At 59.5% G+C, this 16,049-nt stretch carries 15 protein-coding genes and 1 tRNA gene; 12 read left to right on the top strand and 4 right to left on the bottom strand.

The features are described 5' to 3' along the window. Positions 1-6 precede the first annotated feature (6 nt). Positions 7-1,512 carry a class I adenylate-forming enzyme family protein gene (locus tag G0Q00_RS08850; RefSeq protein ID WP_163038509.1) on the top strand — a complete coding sequence of 502 codons (1,506 nt, stop codon included), beginning with the start codon at positions 7-9 and terminating at the stop codon, positions 1,510-1,512. 50 nt (positions 1,513-1,562) lie between these two features. On the opposite strand, the gene G0Q00_RS08845 is transcribed toward G0Q00_RS08850, so the two are convergent. After that, complete coding sequence (locus G0Q00_RS08845) at positions 1,563-1,847, bottom strand: glucose-6-phosphate isomerase (protein ID WP_163038507.1); 285 nt, start codon at positions 1,845-1,847, stop codon at positions 1,563-1,565. Positions 1,848-2,132: 285 nt separating this feature from the next. Here G0Q00_RS08845 and G0Q00_RS08840 point away from each other — a divergent pair, with 285 nt between their 5' ends. The 7 genes from G0Q00_RS08840 (at position 2,133) to G0Q00_RS08810 (ending at position 10,939) form a co-directional block, all read left to right on the top strand. After that, positions 2,133-3,473 carry a helix-turn-helix transcriptional regulator gene (locus G0Q00_RS08840; protein WP_163038505.1) on the top strand — a complete coding sequence of 447 codons (1,341 nt, stop codon included), beginning with the start codon at positions 2,133-2,135 and terminating at the stop codon, positions 3,471-3,473. Positions 3,474-3,593: 120 nt separating this feature from the next. Further along, complete coding sequence (locus G0Q00_RS08835; protein WP_163038503.1) at positions 3,594-3,962, top strand: response regulator transcription factor; 369 nt, start codon at positions 3,594-3,596, stop codon at positions 3,960-3,962. Positions 3,963-4,261: 299 nt separating this feature from the next. Next, the gene (locus G0Q00_RS08830) at positions 4,262-7,000 is read left to right on the top strand and encodes an ATP-binding protein (RefSeq protein ID WP_203564964.1); all 2,739 of its coding nucleotides are present in this window, start codon (positions 4,262-4,264) and stop codon (positions 6,998-7,000) included. A 46-nt stretch (positions 7,001-7,046) separates the two neighbouring features. Continuing rightward, positions 7,047-8,033 (top strand): FliM/FliN family flagellar motor switch protein, encoded by a 987-nt coding sequence (locus G0Q00_RS08825; RefSeq protein ID WP_163038502.1) that lies wholly within the window; start codon positions 7,047-7,049, stop codon positions 8,031-8,033. Between the two features lie 74 nt (positions 8,034-8,107). Beyond that, on the top strand, positions 8,108-8,434 hold the full coding sequence (locus G0Q00_RS08820; RefSeq protein ID WP_163038500.1) for a TraR/DksA family transcriptional regulator: 327 nt from the start codon (positions 8,108-8,110) through the stop codon (positions 8,432-8,434). Positions 8,435-8,514: 80 nt separating this feature from the next. Beyond that, positions 8,515-8,727 carry a hypothetical protein gene (locus G0Q00_RS08815; protein WP_163038498.1) on the top strand — a complete coding sequence of 71 codons (213 nt, stop codon included), beginning with the start codon at positions 8,515-8,517 and terminating at the stop codon, positions 8,725-8,727. A 127-nt stretch (positions 8,728-8,854) separates the two neighbouring features. Continuing rightward, entirely contained in the window at positions 8,855-10,939 is a 2,085-nt protein-coding gene (locus G0Q00_RS08810) for a 3-hydroxyacyl-CoA dehydrogenase NAD-binding domain-containing protein (RefSeq protein ID WP_163038496.1), read from the top strand. A gap of 51 nt (positions 10,940-10,990) precedes the next feature. Here G0Q00_RS08810 and G0Q00_RS08805 read toward each other — a convergent pair whose 3' ends face one another. After that, the gene (locus G0Q00_RS08805) at positions 10,991-11,206 is read right to left on the bottom strand and encodes a hypothetical protein (RefSeq protein ID WP_163038494.1); all 216 of its coding nucleotides are present in this window, start codon (positions 11,204-11,206) and stop codon (positions 10,991-10,993) included. A 153-nt stretch (positions 11,207-11,359) separates the two neighbouring features. Here G0Q00_RS08805 and G0Q00_RS08800 point away from each other — a divergent pair, with 153 nt between their 5' ends. Further along, positions 11,360-11,617, top strand: a complete 258-nt coding sequence (locus G0Q00_RS08800) for a DUF2312 domain-containing protein (protein WP_163038492.1) — start codon at positions 11,360-11,362, stop codon at positions 11,615-11,617. A gap of 45 nt (positions 11,618-11,662) precedes the next feature. On the opposite strand, the gene G0Q00_RS08795 is transcribed toward G0Q00_RS08800, so the two are convergent. Further along, positions 11,663-12,541 (bottom strand): hypothetical protein, encoded by an 879-nt coding sequence (locus G0Q00_RS08795; protein WP_163038490.1) that lies wholly within the window; start codon positions 12,539-12,541, stop codon positions 11,663-11,665. An 87-nt stretch (positions 12,542-12,628) separates the two neighbouring features. Here G0Q00_RS08795 and G0Q00_RS08790 point away from each other — a divergent pair, with 87 nt between their 5' ends. From G0Q00_RS08790 to G0Q00_RS15985, 3 genes are all read left to right on the top strand, one after another. Next, entirely contained in the window at positions 12,629-14,290 is a 1,662-nt protein-coding gene (locus G0Q00_RS08790; protein ID WP_163038488.1) for an iron ABC transporter permease, read from the top strand. Positions 14,291-14,336: 46 nt separating this feature from the next. Further along, positions 14,337-14,412: transfer RNA gene (locus G0Q00_RS08785), tRNA-Thr, on the top strand. An 81-nt stretch (positions 14,413-14,493) separates the two neighbouring features. Continuing rightward, positions 14,494-14,733 carry a DUF6538 domain-containing protein gene (locus G0Q00_RS15985; RefSeq protein WP_370458559.1) on the top strand — a complete coding sequence of 80 codons (240 nt, stop codon included), beginning with the start codon at positions 14,494-14,496 and terminating at the stop codon, positions 14,731-14,733. A 435-nt stretch (positions 14,734-15,168) separates the two neighbouring features. Here the strand turns inward: G0Q00_RS15985 and G0Q00_RS08780 are convergent, their stop codons facing one another. Beyond that, entirely contained in the window at positions 15,169-16,023 is an 855-nt protein-coding gene (locus tag G0Q00_RS08780) for a ferredoxin--NADP reductase (RefSeq protein ID WP_163040316.1), read from the bottom strand. Between the last annotated feature and the right edge of the window lie 26 nt (positions 16,024-16,049).

The following is a 16,049-nucleotide window of genomic DNA, read 5'->3' as shown; positions in this document are numbered from 1 at the left end:
GGTCTCATGAATTTGGCTCATTGGCTAGAGCGTACGGCGCAGATCAAAGGCGATCGGCCGGCGGTGTTTCGCGGGGCCGAACAGGTCTTCACCTATGATGGATTTTTCCGTGCTGCACAGGGATTGGCGGCAGGATTGGCCGCACGGGGTGTGGGCCCGGGTGATCGCGTTGCCTTGTTCATGAAGAACTGCCCTCAGTATCTGCTGGGGTTCTATGGCGTATGGGGGCTGGGGGCGGCAGTCGTGCCGATCAATGCCAAACTACACCCGAAAGAGGCCGCCTTTATCATCGAAAACTCGGGCGCCAAGCTGGTCTTGGTGACAGATGATTTGGCCGCGGGTTTAGCTGATGTGACCGACGTGCCTCTGATTTACGTTGAGCGCCCTGAATTCGTTGAGCTGTTCACGCGCGAGCCGCTGCCGGTTGCTGCGCGCGCTGGGTCTGACTTGGCATGGCTGTTCTATACATCCGGTACAACCGGGCAGCCCAAGGGGGTCTATATCAACCATGACATGATCCGCGCGGCGTCTTTGTCTTATCTGCTGGATTGCGACGAGGTTTCGCCCGATGACGGGGTCTTTTACATGGCCCCGATGAGCCACGGAGCGGGGATCTATTCACCGATCCACGTCGCGCGTGGGGCGCGCCACATCACCCCGGCCTCGGGCGGGTTTGACGAGATCGAGTTGCTGGACACGGCTGAGGCGCAAGGTCCGCTGCAGATGTTCATGGCGCCCACGATGGTGCGGCGGTTCACGGATATTGCAAAGGCGGCGGGACGACGCGGCGAAGGGATCAAGACCATCGTCTATGGCGGCGGCCCCATGTATCTGGCGGATATTGAAGATGCGGTCGATTGGTTCGGCCCGCGCTTCGTGCAGATCTATGGGCAAGGCGAATGCCCGATGGCGATTACCGCGCTGTCGCACGCCGAAGTGGCGGATCGCTCGAACCCGCGGTGGCGCGAAAGACTGGCCTCGGTCGGACGGGCGCAGAGCGTGGTCGAGGTGCGGATCGGGGATGAAACCGGGCAGCCCTTGCCCCCCGGCGAGGTGGGCGAGATCATGGTGCGCGGCACCCCCGTCATGCCCGGCTATTGGAATAATCCCGAGGCCACCGCGAAAACGCTGGTGGATGGCTGGCTGATGACCGGAGATATGGGGTTTCTGGACGAGGAGGGTTATCTGACCATGCGGGACCGGTCGAAGGATGTGATCATCTCGGGTGGGACGAACATCTATCCGCGCGAGGTGGAAGAGGCGCTGTTGACCCACCCAGATGTGCATGAGGTCAGCGTGGTGGGTCGCCCTAGCGCAGAGTGGGGCGAAGACGTTGTGGCGTTTGTTGTGCTGGCAGATGGGGTCGCGTTGGACGAGGCCGCGCTGGACGCACATTGCTTGGAAAACATTGCGCGTTTCAAGCGACCCAAAGCCTATACGGCGCTGCCAGAGCTGCCAAAGAACAACTATGGTAAAGTGCTGAAAACCGAGCTGCGCAAGCTGTGTGACTAAAAAAGGCGCGCCGTTTCGGGCGCGCCTTGGAAATATTCAAGCTGTCCAGATCAGACCGGGCAGGGCTCTTCGCGATAGGTGCCGTCGCCGTTCGAATAGGCGCACATGTTGGTGTGATAGTTGCGGGCCACCATGATGCCCGCAGCAGCACCGGCCAGCGTGGTCAGAACTGTCCAGTTCTTGTTTGCGCCAATGGCGTTTGCCGTGATCAGACCTGCGCTGATCCCGGCGACGCCGCCGATGATGGTTTTCTCTTGATCGGTCAGCGGGTGGCTCATGCAGGTGGTCAGGGCCAGCGAGGCCACGCATGCAAGGGTCAGTACGGATTTCTTCATGTCAGCCTTCAGAATGACAGGCTGTGTTCGTACTCTTTCTAGGGGATATGTCGGTAAAGGACACAACTCGGCGCATCGCAGCTAGAACCCGGCGGGATATTGCCGCCCAATCTGGACGGTGTTCTCAGTGGGCTTGTTAATGTGTCCATGCAATCATGTTCTGCTTTGAAAAAGGTGTGTTAAGGCGCTACAAAGGCGTAATCTTTTTGTAAACAGGGTTGGGGCATTGTGCTGTAAATTGAGAACGCCGCCAATCCCCACCAACGCAACATAAAGTGACGACGTATGCCGCATTCCAGACTGACCGGAAGCCGAATTCGCGAACGCAGGCTTGTGCTGGGCCTGAAGCAGGCTGCACTTGCTAAGGACGTCGGGATTTCCGCGGCTTATTTGAACCTGATCGAACATAACCGCCGTCGGGTTGGGGACAGTCTGCTGGAGGTGCTTGCAAAGGCGTTGAAGACCGATCCGGCGGTGTTGGCAGAAGGTGCTGAAGCAGCACTTTTGGGGGCGCTGAGCGAGGCGGATAAGCGGCTGCCTCAGGCACAGGCTGAACTGGATCGGTCGGAAGATTTCGCAGGCCGGTTTCCTGGCTGGGCGTCTTTAGTCATGGCGCAGAACCAGCGCATCCAAGAGCTTGAGCAGATGGTCGAGGCGCTGTCGGATCGTCTGACCCATGACCCCGAACTGGCGGCATCTTTGCACGAGGTGATCTCGGCGGTGACGGCCATCCGCTCGACGGCCGCCATTCTTTCGGGTGGTGGCGAGGTCGATCAGGAATGGCAGGACCGCTTCCTGCGCAACATGCGGGACGAGGGGATGCGCCTGTCCAGCGCGGCGCAGGGATTGGTCGAGTTTTTGGATGCCGGAAGCAGCGAAGAGGTCGTCCCCATCGGCCCGTCGGAAGAGCTGGCGACCTTCCTGGATGCCAATAATTATTTCTTTCCGGATATTGAGGCCCCGTCCGCGTGGAAAGGTGGTGCGCGGGATCAGGCCATTGCTGCGGTGATCGCGGAAAGCGCCGCTCTGACCTCGCGCGAAGCTCAGGACATGGCGCGGCAGTTTTTGCTGCAATATCTTGAGGATGCGGAAGCGATGCCCATGCAGGCTTTCCAAACAGCGCGCACGGCGCTGGGATGGGATCCGACGGCTCTGGCGCGCGAGTTTCGGCAATCGCTGCCGTCTGTGATGCGACGCATCGCCTTTTTGCCACCGACCTCGGACGGGACCGTGGCTGGTCTGATCAGTTGCGATGGGGCGGGCGCGTTGGTGGTGCGCAAGGCCGTGCCGGGGTTTGCTCTGCCGCGTTTTGGCGCTGCCTGTCCTTATTGGCCGCTTTTCCAGGCTTTGGCACAGCCTGAACGGCCGGTGCGTGCCGTTGTGCGTCAACCGGGCGGGGCGCGTCGCCGTCACGTGTGTCAGGCGATCTGTGTGCAGCAGGAGGCGGTGTCCTTTGACCGTCCGCCGGTCTACGAAGCCTACATGCTGATCCGTGAGCTGGACGATGCGCTGGATGGCGATGCCCTGTCCCATGCCATCCCGACCGAGGTCGGATCCACCTGTCGGGTCTGCCCACGAACAGATTGCGCCGCCCGCCGAGAAGCGACAATCCTGTCGGCCGGGTAATGCTGCCGTTATTGCGCCCCTGCATCTGTGTCGCGCTGGCGTGTTTTACTTGATTGCGGCCATGAACTTAGCGATAGTCGCTGGACGGTGCGGACACGCCGCATCCCGGGGGAGGGGCTTATGACAAGACAGGTGCTGGTCATCGAAGATGAACCGAACATCGCCGAGGCCATCAGCTTTATCCTAAGTCGCGATGGCTGGAGCGTCTCAACCCATGCCAGTGGCACCACCGCGGTTCAGGCCGTGCGCGACGCTAAACCCGATGTACTGATCCTTGACGTGATGCTGCCCGGCAAGTCGGGCTATGACATTTTGCAGGATTTGCGCAGCGCCGATGACACCCGCGCGCTTCCGGTTCTAATGCTGACCGCACGCGGGCAAAAGACTGACCGAGAGCTGGCAGAACGGCTGGGCGTGAACCGGTTCATGACCAAACCTTTCTCAAACTCTGAAATGTTGACGAACCTGCGCGAGCTGGTCGGAGGCTGACCGCGTATGAGGTCCCCGCGTGAACCCCTGTTCCTAGCGCGCCAAAGCTATCGCCGGCGCCGGATCGAGGATGCCGCGCGGCTGTTGCCTCTGTTGGGTGTCGTGCTATTTCTTCTGCCTTTGATGGTCGGCGGGGCAATCGGATCAGTGCGCGTTGCGTTTGTTTTCTCGTCTTGGTTCTTTTTGATCTTGTCTGCGTTCGTCCTTGCGCGCCACCTTGGACGTGACGCAGGGCAGCGACCTACCGGATCGCAATCTGCGCCGGATGGACCTTCTGACGATCCTGCGGGACCCCGCTGATGCTGACATTCAACACGCTTGTCGGGGTTTGCCTCCTCTATGTCATTATGCTGTTTGTGGTGGCGTTTGTTGCTGACAAACGCGCGCGGCGCAGCAAGGTGCGGTTTCTGACCTCGCCGATGATCTATACGCTGTCGTTGTCGGTCTATTGTACCGCGTGGACCTTTTATGGCGCTGTCGGAAACGCCGCGCGGTCGGGGCTGGAGTACGTTACCATCTATCTGGGCCCGACCTTGGTGATGATCGGCTGGTGGTGGTTTCTGCGCAAACTTGTGCGGGTGGGGCGCAGCCAGCGTGTCACCTCGATCGCCGACTTGGTGTCGTCCCGTTATGGCAAGTCGAACCTGCTGGGCGTTCTGGTGACCCTGATCGCGGTGATCGGCACCACGCCCTATATCGCGCTTCAGCTGCAATCCGTGACCCTGTCTTTCGCGGTTTTTGCACGCGACAGATCCGCCGGTTGGGTCATTCCGGATCTTGAGCAGACCGCCATCTGGGTGGCCGGAGGGCTGGCCCTGTTTACGATCCTCTTTGGGACACGGAACCTTGATGTGAACGAACGTCATCACGGCGTTGTCACCGCGATCGCGGTCGAGGCCGTGGTGAAACTGGTGGCGCTGATGGCGGTCGGGATCTTCGTGGTCTGGGGCATTGGCGGCGGGGCGCAAGGCATCTCTGCCGCGATGGAGCAAGCCATTCAGGCTGCCCCCGAGGGCGCTTGGTCCCTGCAGGGCGGGCGCTGGGTTGGCCTGACCTTCCTGTCTGCGGCAGCCTTCTTGACCCTGCCGCGCATGTTTCAGGTTCTGGTGGTCGAGAATGTCGACGAACGCCAGCTGGCCACGGCCTCGTGGGCGTTCCCGCTCTATCTGTTTCTGATGAGCCTTTTTGTCATCCCCATCGCCGTCGTGGGGCTGGCGATCTTGCCAAAGGGTGAAAATCCGGACCTGTTCGTGCTGACCTTGCCGCTTTACTTCGAGCAAGACGGGCTGGCGATGCTGGCCTTCCTCGGAGGCTTCAGTTCGGCCACCTCGATGGTGATCGTGGCCTCGATCGCGCTGGCAACGATGGTGTCGAACCACATCATCATGCCCATCTGGCTGTCGACCCGGCTTGGGGTGGGCGCATCTGAATATCGCGATGCGCGCCAGATCCTGCTGTCCGCACGCCGGTTGTCCATCGTGGGCATCCTTGCGCTGGGCTATTTCTATTATCGTATCTCGGGCGGCGGGGCCGCGCTGGCGGCAATCGGGTTGATCTCGTTTGCGGGCGTCGCGCAGGTGCTGCCCGCGATGGCCGGTGGCCTGTTCTGGCGCGGTGCGTCGCGCAGTGGGGCCGTTGCGGGGCTGATCACGGGGTTCGCGATCTGGGCCTATACGCTTTTCCTGCCCAGCTTCGGCGAGGCGGGCGTGATGAGCGCTGCGATGTTGGCAGACGGCCCGTGGGGGATCGCAGCACTGCGCCCACAAGCCTTGTTCGGCGTGGATGGTCTGGATCCGGTCGTGCACGCGCTGTTCTGGTCATTGATTCTGAATTGCGCGGTGTTCGTCCTGATCTCGCTTTTGTCTTTCCCCAGCCCGCTGGAGCGTCTGCAGGCGGCCCAGTTTGTCAATGTGCTGGACCACTCGGGCCCGACGCGTGGGCGCAGTTTCAACGCCGCGACGTCAGAAGACCTTCTGGTGATGGCACAGCAGATTATGGGGTCGGATCAGGCGCAAGCATGGTTCCAGGCGCAAGCCGAACAGCAAGGTAAGCAAGGCTATCTGCCTGATACGACGCCGGATTTCATTGGGCGATTAGAGCGCGAGTTGTCGGGGCTTGTCGGAACCGCAACTGCGCACGCCATGATCGCGCAGATCTTAGGTGGCGCGACGGTCTCGGTTGACGACCTTCTGGCCGTGGCCGACGAAACCCAGCAGATGTTGGAACAGACATCGCAGATGGAAGCGAAGCAGCTTGAACTGACCACCACCGCACGCCAGTTGTCCGAGGTGAACGAGAAGCTGACCCAGCTGTCCATCCAGAAAGATGCGTTTCTGAGTCAGATTAGCCACGAATTGCGCACGCCCATGACGTCGATCCGGGCGTTCTCGGAGATTCTGCGGGATGGCGGGGCTGATGACCCCGAGGCCGCCGCGCGCCATGCCTCGATCATCCACGATGAAAGCGTACGTCTGACCCGGCTGCTGGATGACCTTTTGGACCTCAGCGTGCTGGAAAACGGACAAGTACAGCTTTATCCGCGCCGCGAAGTCGTGCGCGATGTGCTGGACCGTGCCATTGCCGCCACAAGCTCGGTCATTGACCAAGAAAAGATGCATATTCACCGCAATCGCTCGGACGAGGGGATTGCGCTGTATACCGATACCGACCGGCTGGCGCAGGTGTTTATCAATCTGATTTCGAACGCCGCAAAATACTGCGATGCCAAGGACAAGCGGTTGGCGATCCGCGTGCGTCAACGCGGCGGGCGGCTGCAAGTGGATTTCGTCGACAATGGCAGCGGTGTGCCCTTGGAAAGCCAGTCCATGATTTTCGAAAAATTCTCGCGCCTGTCGGATCAGGCTGCTGCAGGTGGCGCTGGCCTTGGTCTGGCCATCTGTCGCGAGATTATGGACAAGTTGGATGGCTCCATTACTTATCTGCCCGGACAAAGCGGCGCTGCGTTTCGCGTGACCCTACCCATTGGCACGCATTCGCCGTTTGGCCGGACATCGAGCTTAGGTATCAATCATTTATAAACCTTGTATTGGCTAGTGTCGAAGCGATCTATCGCTTGGAACTGACATGGCCGATCCAGACACACTCAGCGTGCTGCAACGCAAAACCGGGGCAGGGCAGCCTGCACCCGATATCCCCCGGCTTTCGGCGACGGGCGCTTTGGGCAACGCGCTGCGGCGTGCCGGGCAGGACGTGGCGAATGTTTTGATTGCGGCGCAGCCGATCGACCAAGGCAAAGCGGTGTTGGATGAGGTGCTGGGCGATCTACCAGATCGCGCGCTTCTGTGTCTGGTGGAAGGGCCGGACAGCAGTTTCGGTCTGGCCGTTCTGGACCAAAACCTGATGGCCGGATTAGTCGAGGCACAGACCATTGGAAAAGTATCCGCGACCGCAGCCGCAGACCGCGCGCCTACACGCACTGACGCGGCGATTTGCGCCGATTTCGTGGACCGCATGCTGGAATGTTTCGAGGTCGAGGCGCATGGCGCGCAGCTGGATATCGCCCCTCAGGTCTCGGGGTATCGCTATGCGCTGCCGATCATGGATCCGGACGTGATCTCGCTGACGTTGGCAAATGTCCACTATCATATGTTTCGGGCAGAGCTGGATCTTGCAGGTGGCGCGAAACAGGGCGTGTTGACCGTGATTTTGCCCTGCGAAGCCCCAGCACGCGCAAAGCATGGGCATGCGACGGATCGGGACACGCCAGAGCTGACGGTCGCAGATGTGGCGATGACTTGCCGGGCAGAACTGCGGGCGATCTTGCATCAGGTCCATCTGCCTGTAACGGACGTGGCAAATCTTGACGTCGGGATGACGATCCCCGTGCCGCTTCAGGCTTTGGGGCAGGTGGCGCTTCTGGATGCTGACGACAGGGTTGTGACCACATGCCGCTTGGGGCGGATGCAGGGGCAGCGCGCTGTGCGGATTGGTCCGGCTGCCCCCCCCCATGCTGCGCCCGAGATGTCAGAGCCGGCGATTTTGGGTTCTGTTGCTTCGGCTGAAGATGCGATGCCAACGCCCGCTGAGCAGACAGATATACCCGCTTCTTAAAGCCTGAAATTGCTTGACCTGTATCAATGCGGCGACCGGTGTCTCGCTTCAAAGTTAGAGCAAAGGAGAACACTATGGTAGATGTGAACAGGTACCGTGAAATTCTGAATGCGCGGATGAAAGAATTGGATAAGCGTCTTCATGAGATCGAAGACGAGCTGGACAGCCATCAGTCGAAAGACTGGGAAGAACTGGCGGTTGAGCGCGAAGAGGACGAGGTTTTGGAGGGGCTGGGGAACTCCGGCCAGACCGAGATCGCCCAGATTCAGGCCGCTTTTGCCCGGATGGATGAGGGTGAGTTCGGCTATTGTGTCGAGTGTGGGAACGAAATCTCGCCCGAACGGCTGAATGTGCTGCCACACACGCCTTTCTGTCGCGATTGCGCAGCGAAGCACGTTTAAGGACTGTCGCCGCCAGTGGAAGGGCGGCGACAGTTTCCCGGATGGTTTTGTCCATCTGATTGTACAAAGGAGAGGATGTAATGGCATTTGAAGAGCTTAAAGCCTCGATCAGTTTGATCCTGGACGAAATCGCAAAACGACCCGAGGACCGTCACGTTCTGCAAGAGCAGCTGCGCGAGAAGATCGCGGAGTTGGACAAGCTGGGCTTGCCAGTGCCCGAAGATATCCGCCGCTTCGAGGGCGAACTTGAACAGGATGATGCGGACGACCTGTTCGACAATATGCCCATTTGACCTGTGCTGCGGTCACTTTGTGACAAATCCGACCGGGTGGTCGGGAAAAGTGGCTTGATGGCGCCATCAGCCATTGACAAGGTAGCCCCTGTTCTGCCCCTTGAGGGCAACTGATTACGGAGGAACCATGTCCGAGCCTGTCACCCTGCGCGTCGAAAACACTGTTGCGGTCATCACCATCGAGAACCCGCCAGTCAATGCCCTAAGCCACGCGGTGCGTTTGGGCCTGTCCGAAAACATTCAGGCCGCCATCGCGGATGATGCGGTAAAGGCCATCGTGCTGGCCGCCGCAGGGCGAACTTTTCCGGCGGGGGCAGATGTGCGTGAATTCGGGCGCCCGCGGGAAACACCGATCCTGTCGACGGTCTGTGACTTGCTGGAAACCAGTCCTAAACCCACAATCGCTGCCGTGCATGGCAATGCGCTTGGCGGCGGCTTCGAGCTGGCGCTGGCGTGCCACTATCGCGTCGTGTTGCGCAGCGCCCGGCTGGGTTTGCCCGAAGTAAAGCTGGGCGTCCTTCCGGGCGGGGGCGGAACGCAGCGCGTGCCGCGCATTGCCGGCGCGGAGGCAGCGCTGGATCTGATGCTGACGGGCAAACCGATCCCGGCCCGGAAAGCGCTTACTCTTGGTCTGGCGGACCAGATTGCGGACGCGGATGTTTCTGGTGCTGCGATAGCAATGGCGCACCAGGTGATCGCAGACGGTTCCAAGACCCGGCCGACCCGCGCGCGTGATGAAGGGCTGCAAGATCCAGTGAGATATGCAAACACCATCGCCGCCCGCCGCGAGAAGATGAAAAACAGCCCGCAGCCGTCGGTCGCCGAGATCATCAACTGCGTCGAAGCCGCGCAAATCCTGCCGTTCGAGGCTGGCATCGCCAAAGAGCGCGCCGCTTTTGACGAATGCGAAACCGGCCCCGAGGCGACCGCCATGCGCCACGCCTTCTTCGCTGAACGCCGCGCCGCAAAAGTGCCCGAGCTAAATGGGGCAACACTGCGCCCGGTCAACACGATCGGTGTGGTCGGGGCAGGCACGATGGGGGCTGGTATCGCGATCGCTTGTCTGGATGCGGGCTTCCCGGTTGTTCTGGTCGAACGCGATCAAGAGGGGCTGGAGCGCGGTGTCCAGCGCATCGTTGCGAACTACGACAAATCGGTTGCCAAAGGCCGCATCGACGCGGCCACTGGCGAAGAACGCCTGTCGCGTCTGACCGGCACGACAAACATGCAGGATCTGACTCCGGTCGATCTGATCATCGAGGCTGTGTTTGAAGACGAAGACGTGAAACGCAATGTGTTCGCTCAGTTGGATGCGGTGATGAAACCGGGCGGGATCCTTGCGACTAATACGTCGTATCTGGATATCGACGCGCTGGCGGCGACAATCTCGCGTCCGCAGGACGTGGTGGGCTACCACTTCTTCTCGCCCGCGCACATCATGAAGCTGCTGGAAATTGTGGTCGGCGAGAAGACGGATCCCAATGTGGTGGCTACCGGGTTCGAACTGGCCCGCAAGCTGCGCAAAGTACCGGTTCGTGCCGGTGTGGCCGACGGCTTTATTGGCAACCGCGTGCTGGCGGCTTATCGTCTGGCGGCGGATTTTATGCTGGAAGATGGCGCGACGCCTGCCCAGATCGACGCGGCGATGCGCGCCTATGGCTTCCCTATTGGTCCCTATCAGGTTCTGGATATGGCGGGGCTGGACATCTCATGGGCGCGGCGCAAACGTTTGGCCGCCACCCGTGCACCGGAAGATCGTTATGTCTCGATTGGGGACAAGATCTGCGAGCAAGGTTGGTTCGGCCAGAAAGCGGGCCGCGGCTATTACATTCACGATCAAGAGGGCGGCCCGGTCGAGAACCCCAACGTGCTGGCGATCATCGAAGAAGAGCGCCGCGCCCAAGGGATCACGCCGCGCAGCTTCACAGAACAGGAAGTTCAAGAGCGCTGCTTGTTTGCCATGGCGAACGAAGGTGCGCGTCTTGTGGCGGAAGGCGTCGCGCTGCGTCCATCCGATGTGGATGTGGTGCTGCTTTATGGTTATGGCTTCCCGCGCCATCGCGGTGGTCCGATGATGGCTGCCGATCAGGCCGGTCTATTGGCCGTTAAGAACGCTCTGGCTGGCTGGCAGGTGGAAGAGCCGCGCTTCTGGGCGCCGTCGCCGCTGTTTGACGAGCTGATCAAGAACGGCAAGAAGTTCGGGGATCTGTAACCCTGATTGCCAAAATTGGCTGATGGGGCCGCGTCTGGCCCCATCATCTTGTCAGCCCAGCGACACGCCGAGGATGACGCACATCAGACCAAGCACGGACATGCCAAGCGCGCCCATGTTCAGGGCCATAGCCTTCTGAATGCGCGCGCGCAGTTCGGCATCTTCCAGCCCTTCACGTTTGGCCTTCATGACCTTCAACGCGCTGGCCACCAGCCCGACAAGGCCGATAACAGACATGATTGCTCCAACGATGATCAGCCAATCCATGGCGGTCTCCTTTTTGGTTTCTCAGCGCCTACCGCGCGAGATGCCGCTGCGCAAGACCTGTGAGGCCTTGAAGGCGGCTAACTGTCGGGCTAAATCGGGTTTCAACATCGCCTGTCACGTTTTGCGGGCAACCACCACAGGTAAGAGGGCCCCATGGACGATCATCAGACCCAAAGCAGCTATCGTGTCACCGCAGACGAGCTTCGCCAGTTCATTGAACGCATCGAGCGTTTGGACATGGAGAAAAAAGACATTGCGGATCAGCAAAAGGAAGTGATGGCAGAAGCCAAGGGCCGCGGTTACGACACCAAGGTCATTCGCAAAGTCATCGCTCTTCGCAAACGCGATGCCAACGACATTGCCGAGGAAGAGGCGGTTCTGGATATGTATAAGGAAGCGCTGGGCATGTAAGCCTGCCACGTATTGGAATGGAAGGGGCCTTTTGGCCCCTTTTTTTTATGGATTTAAAACTGTGACGTTGGGGATCTTGGCAATTTCCTTGATATCGCTTTCGTAGTTTTCCGTCAGCTCATCGACCAACTCCTGTGTCCAGCCCGACAGCCCGATCTCATGCTCGACCGCGCCGTCCTTTGCAAACTTGTCCAGAAATGCGGCGAGGATCCTGCGGCGGTGCACTTCGTTCTGGAAGGGGTTATCGCGCAAATACGTGCGCAGCCGGGTCATCCCTTCGGGCTTGGTGATCCGCTCCAGAATATCCAGGCTGCCACGTTCAAGCTTATTTGCGCTGTCCATCCCCGAGATCGCCTGCATGACATCCGGCCAGATCAGCGGTGTATCCTCGTTGCACCAGACGGTGATCGGCGTATCGGGGGTGGCCTCGCGAATATTTTCGATCACGTCGGCCCAGAACAGGTCGCGCGGATCTGCCGATCCCAACATCAGTTCGCGCTTTTCGTCGTCCAGGCGAGCGGCAAGATCGGGCATGAAATTGGCAATGCTGCTGATCCCGATGAACAAGCTAACGTCATGGTCAGGGAATAGGTTACGCAGCCAAGACGTGTTGCGTGTGGCCAGAGGGTACAGACGCCCACCTTCTATCGCGCGGTGATGCGCGCCAAGTAAGTTCTCATGGCCAAGGATAATCCGCTCAGCCTCTTTTGAATCGATCAGTTCGTCGATCAACATGTCCTGTGTGTCAGCACTGGCCACGCTGCCCTTCAGCTTGACCATGATCTGCCCCAGAAGCCCTCGATACCGCGTGGGGCCGGGGACGGCGACGCCCTCTTGGAACAACTGACCCGCGTTCTTCAGAAGAGATTTCGTCAGAAGGTCGTCATCTGTGCAATGTGCGCCGATATGGATTGCGATTTTCATCTGTCGCCTGTGTTCTTTTGCCCTGCCGGTGTGAAACATACTGGGGATTTCTGGACAGTTAAACAGATTTCAGGTTAAAGCCGATACATGGTTGAGCAAAAGACTCGGATAGAGGCGCCAAGACGCGCCGGGTATCGGCTAAATATTTGGTCTGTCGGGGCAATTGTCATTGCCTCGCTGGTCGTGTTGCCGATCCTGTCGATCCTGTGGTTGGCGCTGACCCCGGAAGAAAATGCATGGCCGCATTTGATGGCGACGACTTTGCCGCGCTATGTGACCAACACGATGATCATTTCACTGTCTGTCGGCTTTTTGTCCGCTGCTGTGGGGACTGGGGCGGCCTGGTTGATCACCATGTATCGCTTCCCTGGGGCACGGTGGTTGGAGTGGCTATTGCTGACACCCTTGGCGATCCCGGCCTATGTCGGCGCCTATGCGCTGGTCGATTTTCTGGAATATGCCGGGCCGCTTCAAACTGCTTTAAGATCAGTGTTCGGTTGGGAAAGCGCGCGCGACTATTGGTTCCCCGAGATCCGCTCGCGTTGGGCCGCCATCGTCGTTCTGGCGGCTGCGTTGAATCCTTACGTCTTCCTTCTGGCCCGCGCCGCGTTTCGCGAGCAATCCTCTGATGCCTACGAGGTCGCCCGTGCTTTGGGGGCGGGGCCAATTGCCCGTTTCTGGCGTGTCGGTCTTCCCTTGGCGCGCCCCGCCATCGCGGCAGGGGTAGCCATCGTGATGATGGAGACTGTGTCGGATTTCGGCGTCGTCGACTACTTCGCCGTGCAAACTCTGACCACAGGCATTTTTACCGTTTGGCTAGAGAGCCACAACGCCGGAGGCGCGGCCCAAATCGCCTTGGTCATCCTTGGCTTCGTCTTTCTGCTGGCCGCGCTCGAGAAACTCGGACGCTCGCGCAGTCGGTTCTATCGCATGTCACGCCAAAGCCGTCCGGTCGAGCCGCGCCAGCTGGGGCGGATTGGCGGTTTGGCAGCGTTGATGCTGTGTGCAGTCCCGTTCGTGATCGGCTTTGTGCTGCCTGTTGCGGTGCTGTTTTCGCATGCGCTGGCCAAACCGGAATACTGGTTGTCGAACGGGTTGTTTTCGGCCTTGCTACATACGCTGACCGTCGGGGCGGTCGCGGCACTTGTCACCGTGCTGGGCGCACTGTTTCTCGTTTACGGAGTGCGTTTGTCAGGCAGCACTTTGGCGCGCAAACTGATGCCGCTTACGACCATCGGCTACGCGGCGCCGGGGGCTGTGCTGGGCATCGGCATCCTGATCCCGATGGCAGCCGCGGATAATGCAATGGCGGACGGCGTTCTCGCGGTGACCGGCTGGGACCCCGGGCTGGTCATGACAGGCACCGCCTTTGCCGTGATCTACGCCTATTGCGTACGGTTCTTTGCCATCGCACAAGGCGCTACCGATGCCGCGATCGAGCGTGTCTCGCCCAACATCCCAATGGCAGCCCGCTCGCTTGGACGCTCGGCCCGTGGTGCCCTGACCGAGGTCTATTTCCCGTTAATTCGCGGCTCGGTCGGGACGGCGCTTTTGCTAGTCTTCGTGGACAGCGTGAAAGAGCTGCCTGCCACCTTGCTATTGCGCCCCTTCAACTATGGCACGCTGGCCACGCGCGTCTATGAACAGGCATCTCTGGAGCAGCTGGGACAAGCCGCGCCGCCTGCCTTGATGGTGATCGCCGTCGGCCTCTGCGCCGTCGCCCTGATGGCCCGCGCCAGCCGTCGCTGAATTTTGCTTGCACCTTCCGAAAGAAGCACGTAGATCGTGCCCGAGTGCCCCTATAGCTCAGCTGGTAGAGCAACTGATTTGTAATCAGTAGGTCCGCGGTTCGAGTCCGTGTGGGGGCACCATTTATCCTTGAAATGTCTATATAAAAATGGTGTTGGTGGGCTAACCACTACACAAACGCTACACATTTCGTGGTGGTGGCTATGAGGATCGTCTTGGAACGCAAGTATTTGAAGCCACCAACTGAAACGGCAAATGCCAAATACCGCAGACGAGTTCCGGCTGAGTTGCGGGAAGTTTTTGGGAATGCTGCGATTGAGTGGTCTTTGAAGTCAAAAGACCCAGAGATTTACTTGAAAGAGTATGACATCGCCCACCTAAGGTTTGAAAGTCAGGCTGCACGAAAGCAGAAAGTGCCACGTGAACATATAGGGGCAACCTAATTAGTTTCAGGCTGCACTTTTCGCCAAGTTACCCCCAGGGTTCCAGCAACTTGACCAGGGAGGCCTCTCACACAGAGCAAAAGACCCCGGAGGGTGTACGTCTCCAACGCATTACACGCCGCCTTGAGGAAGCCTTGAGGCCGCTCGATAAGGTCGACGTCGAAGGCCTGCGACGAGATCACGGCAGACGCTATTTGGACCTGATGCTGAAGACGACCAAGTCAGATGGCCAGCCTCTTTCCGTCGCTACATGCATCAAAGAGAGCAAGATCATTGCCGCTACCTTCCCAAAGATTGGGTTCTTTGGGTAATGCCCCGGAACTCTGCATTGGGCCAGAGTAGCACCGCGTCGTCAGAACGAACATACGGGGAGCAAAATCGCCCGCGGCACGGGGTGCAGCGGGCGGTAAATCTGTCAGCGGTGGTTGGTGTGGATCAGTCCAGGAACGCCTTCTCGACCACGTATTGCGCAGGCTTAGAGTTCGCGCCTTCCTCAAGCCCGTATTCCTCGAACATCTCTTTCAGTTCCAAGTTAAAGGCCAAGTTGCCGCAGATCATCGCACGGTCATGTTCAGGGTTCATCGGCTCAACGCCCAGATCCGCAAACGCCTCGCCCGAGCGCATCAGGTCGGTGATACGGCCCATCTTGGGGCTCTCTTCGCGGGTGGTGGTCGGGTAATACTTGATCTTCTTCCAGAAGCCTTCGCCGATCACTTCGTTCAGCAGCTCGTCTTCCTTCAGGCTTTCGATCAGGTTTGCGCCATAAGTCAGCTCGCCCACTTCACGGCAGGTGTGGGTGATGATGATCTCGTCATAATCCTCATAGGTCTGCGGTTCACGCAGCAGCGAGGCAAACGGCGCAAAGCCAGTACCGGTGGCGAAGAACCAGATGCGTTTGCCGGGGATCAGGGCGTCGTGCACCAAGGTTCCAACGGGTTTCGGACGCAGGATGATCTCGTCGCCCACTTCAAGGTGCTGTAATTTCGAGGTCAGCGGCCCGTCCGGCACTTTGATCGAATAGAACTCCAGCTCTTCATCCCAGCTGGGCGAGGCGATCGAATAGGCGCGCAGAAGCGGCTTCTGCTTGCCGGTTTCCGGGTGCGGGTCGCCCATCAACCCGATCATCACGAACTCGCCCGAACGGAAGCGCAGGCTGGCAGGGCGCGTGCAGCGGAAGCGGAACAGGCGGTCGGTGTAATGTTCAACTTCGGTCACCGTCTGCGCGTCGGGCAGGGTCGGGACCGGTTTTACTTTGGTTTCAGCATCCATAACGGGCGTCACTTCATTCATCAGCGTAAAGCGAGGCACGGTGCCTC

This window comes from Aliiroseovarius sp. PrR006, assembly GCF_010500215.1.
In the GTDB taxonomy this organism is placed as follows: Bacteria; Pseudomonadota; Alphaproteobacteria; order Rhodobacterales; family Rhodobacteraceae; genus Aliiroseovarius.
Note: the sequence above shows the minus strand (reverse complement) of the source record. Positions and strands in the feature narration are given on the sequence as shown.

Bases quoted from the DNA above. Each gene is read 5' to 3' on its own strand.
- G0Q00_RS08850 (WP_163038509.1), top strand. From the start codon at position 7: ATGAATTTGGCTCATTGGCTAGAGCGTACGGCGCAGATCAAAGGCGAT.
- G0Q00_RS08845 (WP_163038507.1), bottom strand. From the start codon at position 1,847: ATGAAGAAATCCGTACTGACCCTTGCATGCGTGGCCTCGCTGGCCCTG.
- G0Q00_RS08840 (WP_163038505.1), top strand. From the start codon at position 2,133: ATGCCGCATTCCAGACTGACCGGAAGCCGAATTCGCGAACGCAGGCTT.
- G0Q00_RS08835 (WP_163038503.1), top strand. From the start codon at position 3,594: ATGACAAGACAGGTGCTGGTCATCGAAGATGAACCGAACATCGCCGAG.
- G0Q00_RS08830 (WP_203564964.1), top strand. From the start codon at position 4,262: ATGCTGACATTCAACACGCTTGTCGGGGTTTGCCTCCTCTATGTCATT.
- G0Q00_RS08825 (WP_163038502.1), top strand. From the start codon at position 7,047: ATGGCCGATCCAGACACACTCAGCGTGCTGCAACGCAAAACCGGGGCA.
- G0Q00_RS08820 (WP_163038500.1), top strand. From the start codon at position 8,108: ATGGTAGATGTGAACAGGTACCGTGAAATTCTGAATGCGCGGATGAAA.
- G0Q00_RS08815 (WP_163038498.1), top strand. From the start codon at position 8,515: ATGGCATTTGAAGAGCTTAAAGCCTCGATCAGTTTGATCCTGGACGAA.
- G0Q00_RS08810 (WP_163038496.1), top strand. From the start codon at position 8,855: ATGTCCGAGCCTGTCACCCTGCGCGTCGAAAACACTGTTGCGGTCATC.
- G0Q00_RS08805 (WP_163038494.1), bottom strand. From the start codon at position 11,206: ATGGATTGGCTGATCATCGTTGGAGCAATCATGTCTGTTATCGGCCTT.
- G0Q00_RS08800 (WP_163038492.1), top strand. From the start codon at position 11,360: ATGGACGATCATCAGACCCAAAGCAGCTATCGTGTCACCGCAGACGAG.
- G0Q00_RS08795 (WP_163038490.1), bottom strand. From the start codon at position 12,541: ATGAAAATCGCAATCCATATCGGCGCACATTGCACAGATGACGACCTT.
- G0Q00_RS08790 (WP_163038488.1), top strand. From the start codon at position 12,629: ATGGTTGAGCAAAAGACTCGGATAGAGGCGCCAAGACGCGCCGGGTAT.
- G0Q00_RS15985 (WP_370458559.1), top strand. From the start codon at position 14,494: ATGAGGATCGTCTTGGAACGCAAGTATTTGAAGCCACCAACTGAAACG.
- G0Q00_RS08780 (WP_163040316.1), bottom strand. From the start codon at position 16,023: ATGAATGAAGTGACGCCCGTTATGGATGCTGAAACCAAAGTAAAACCG.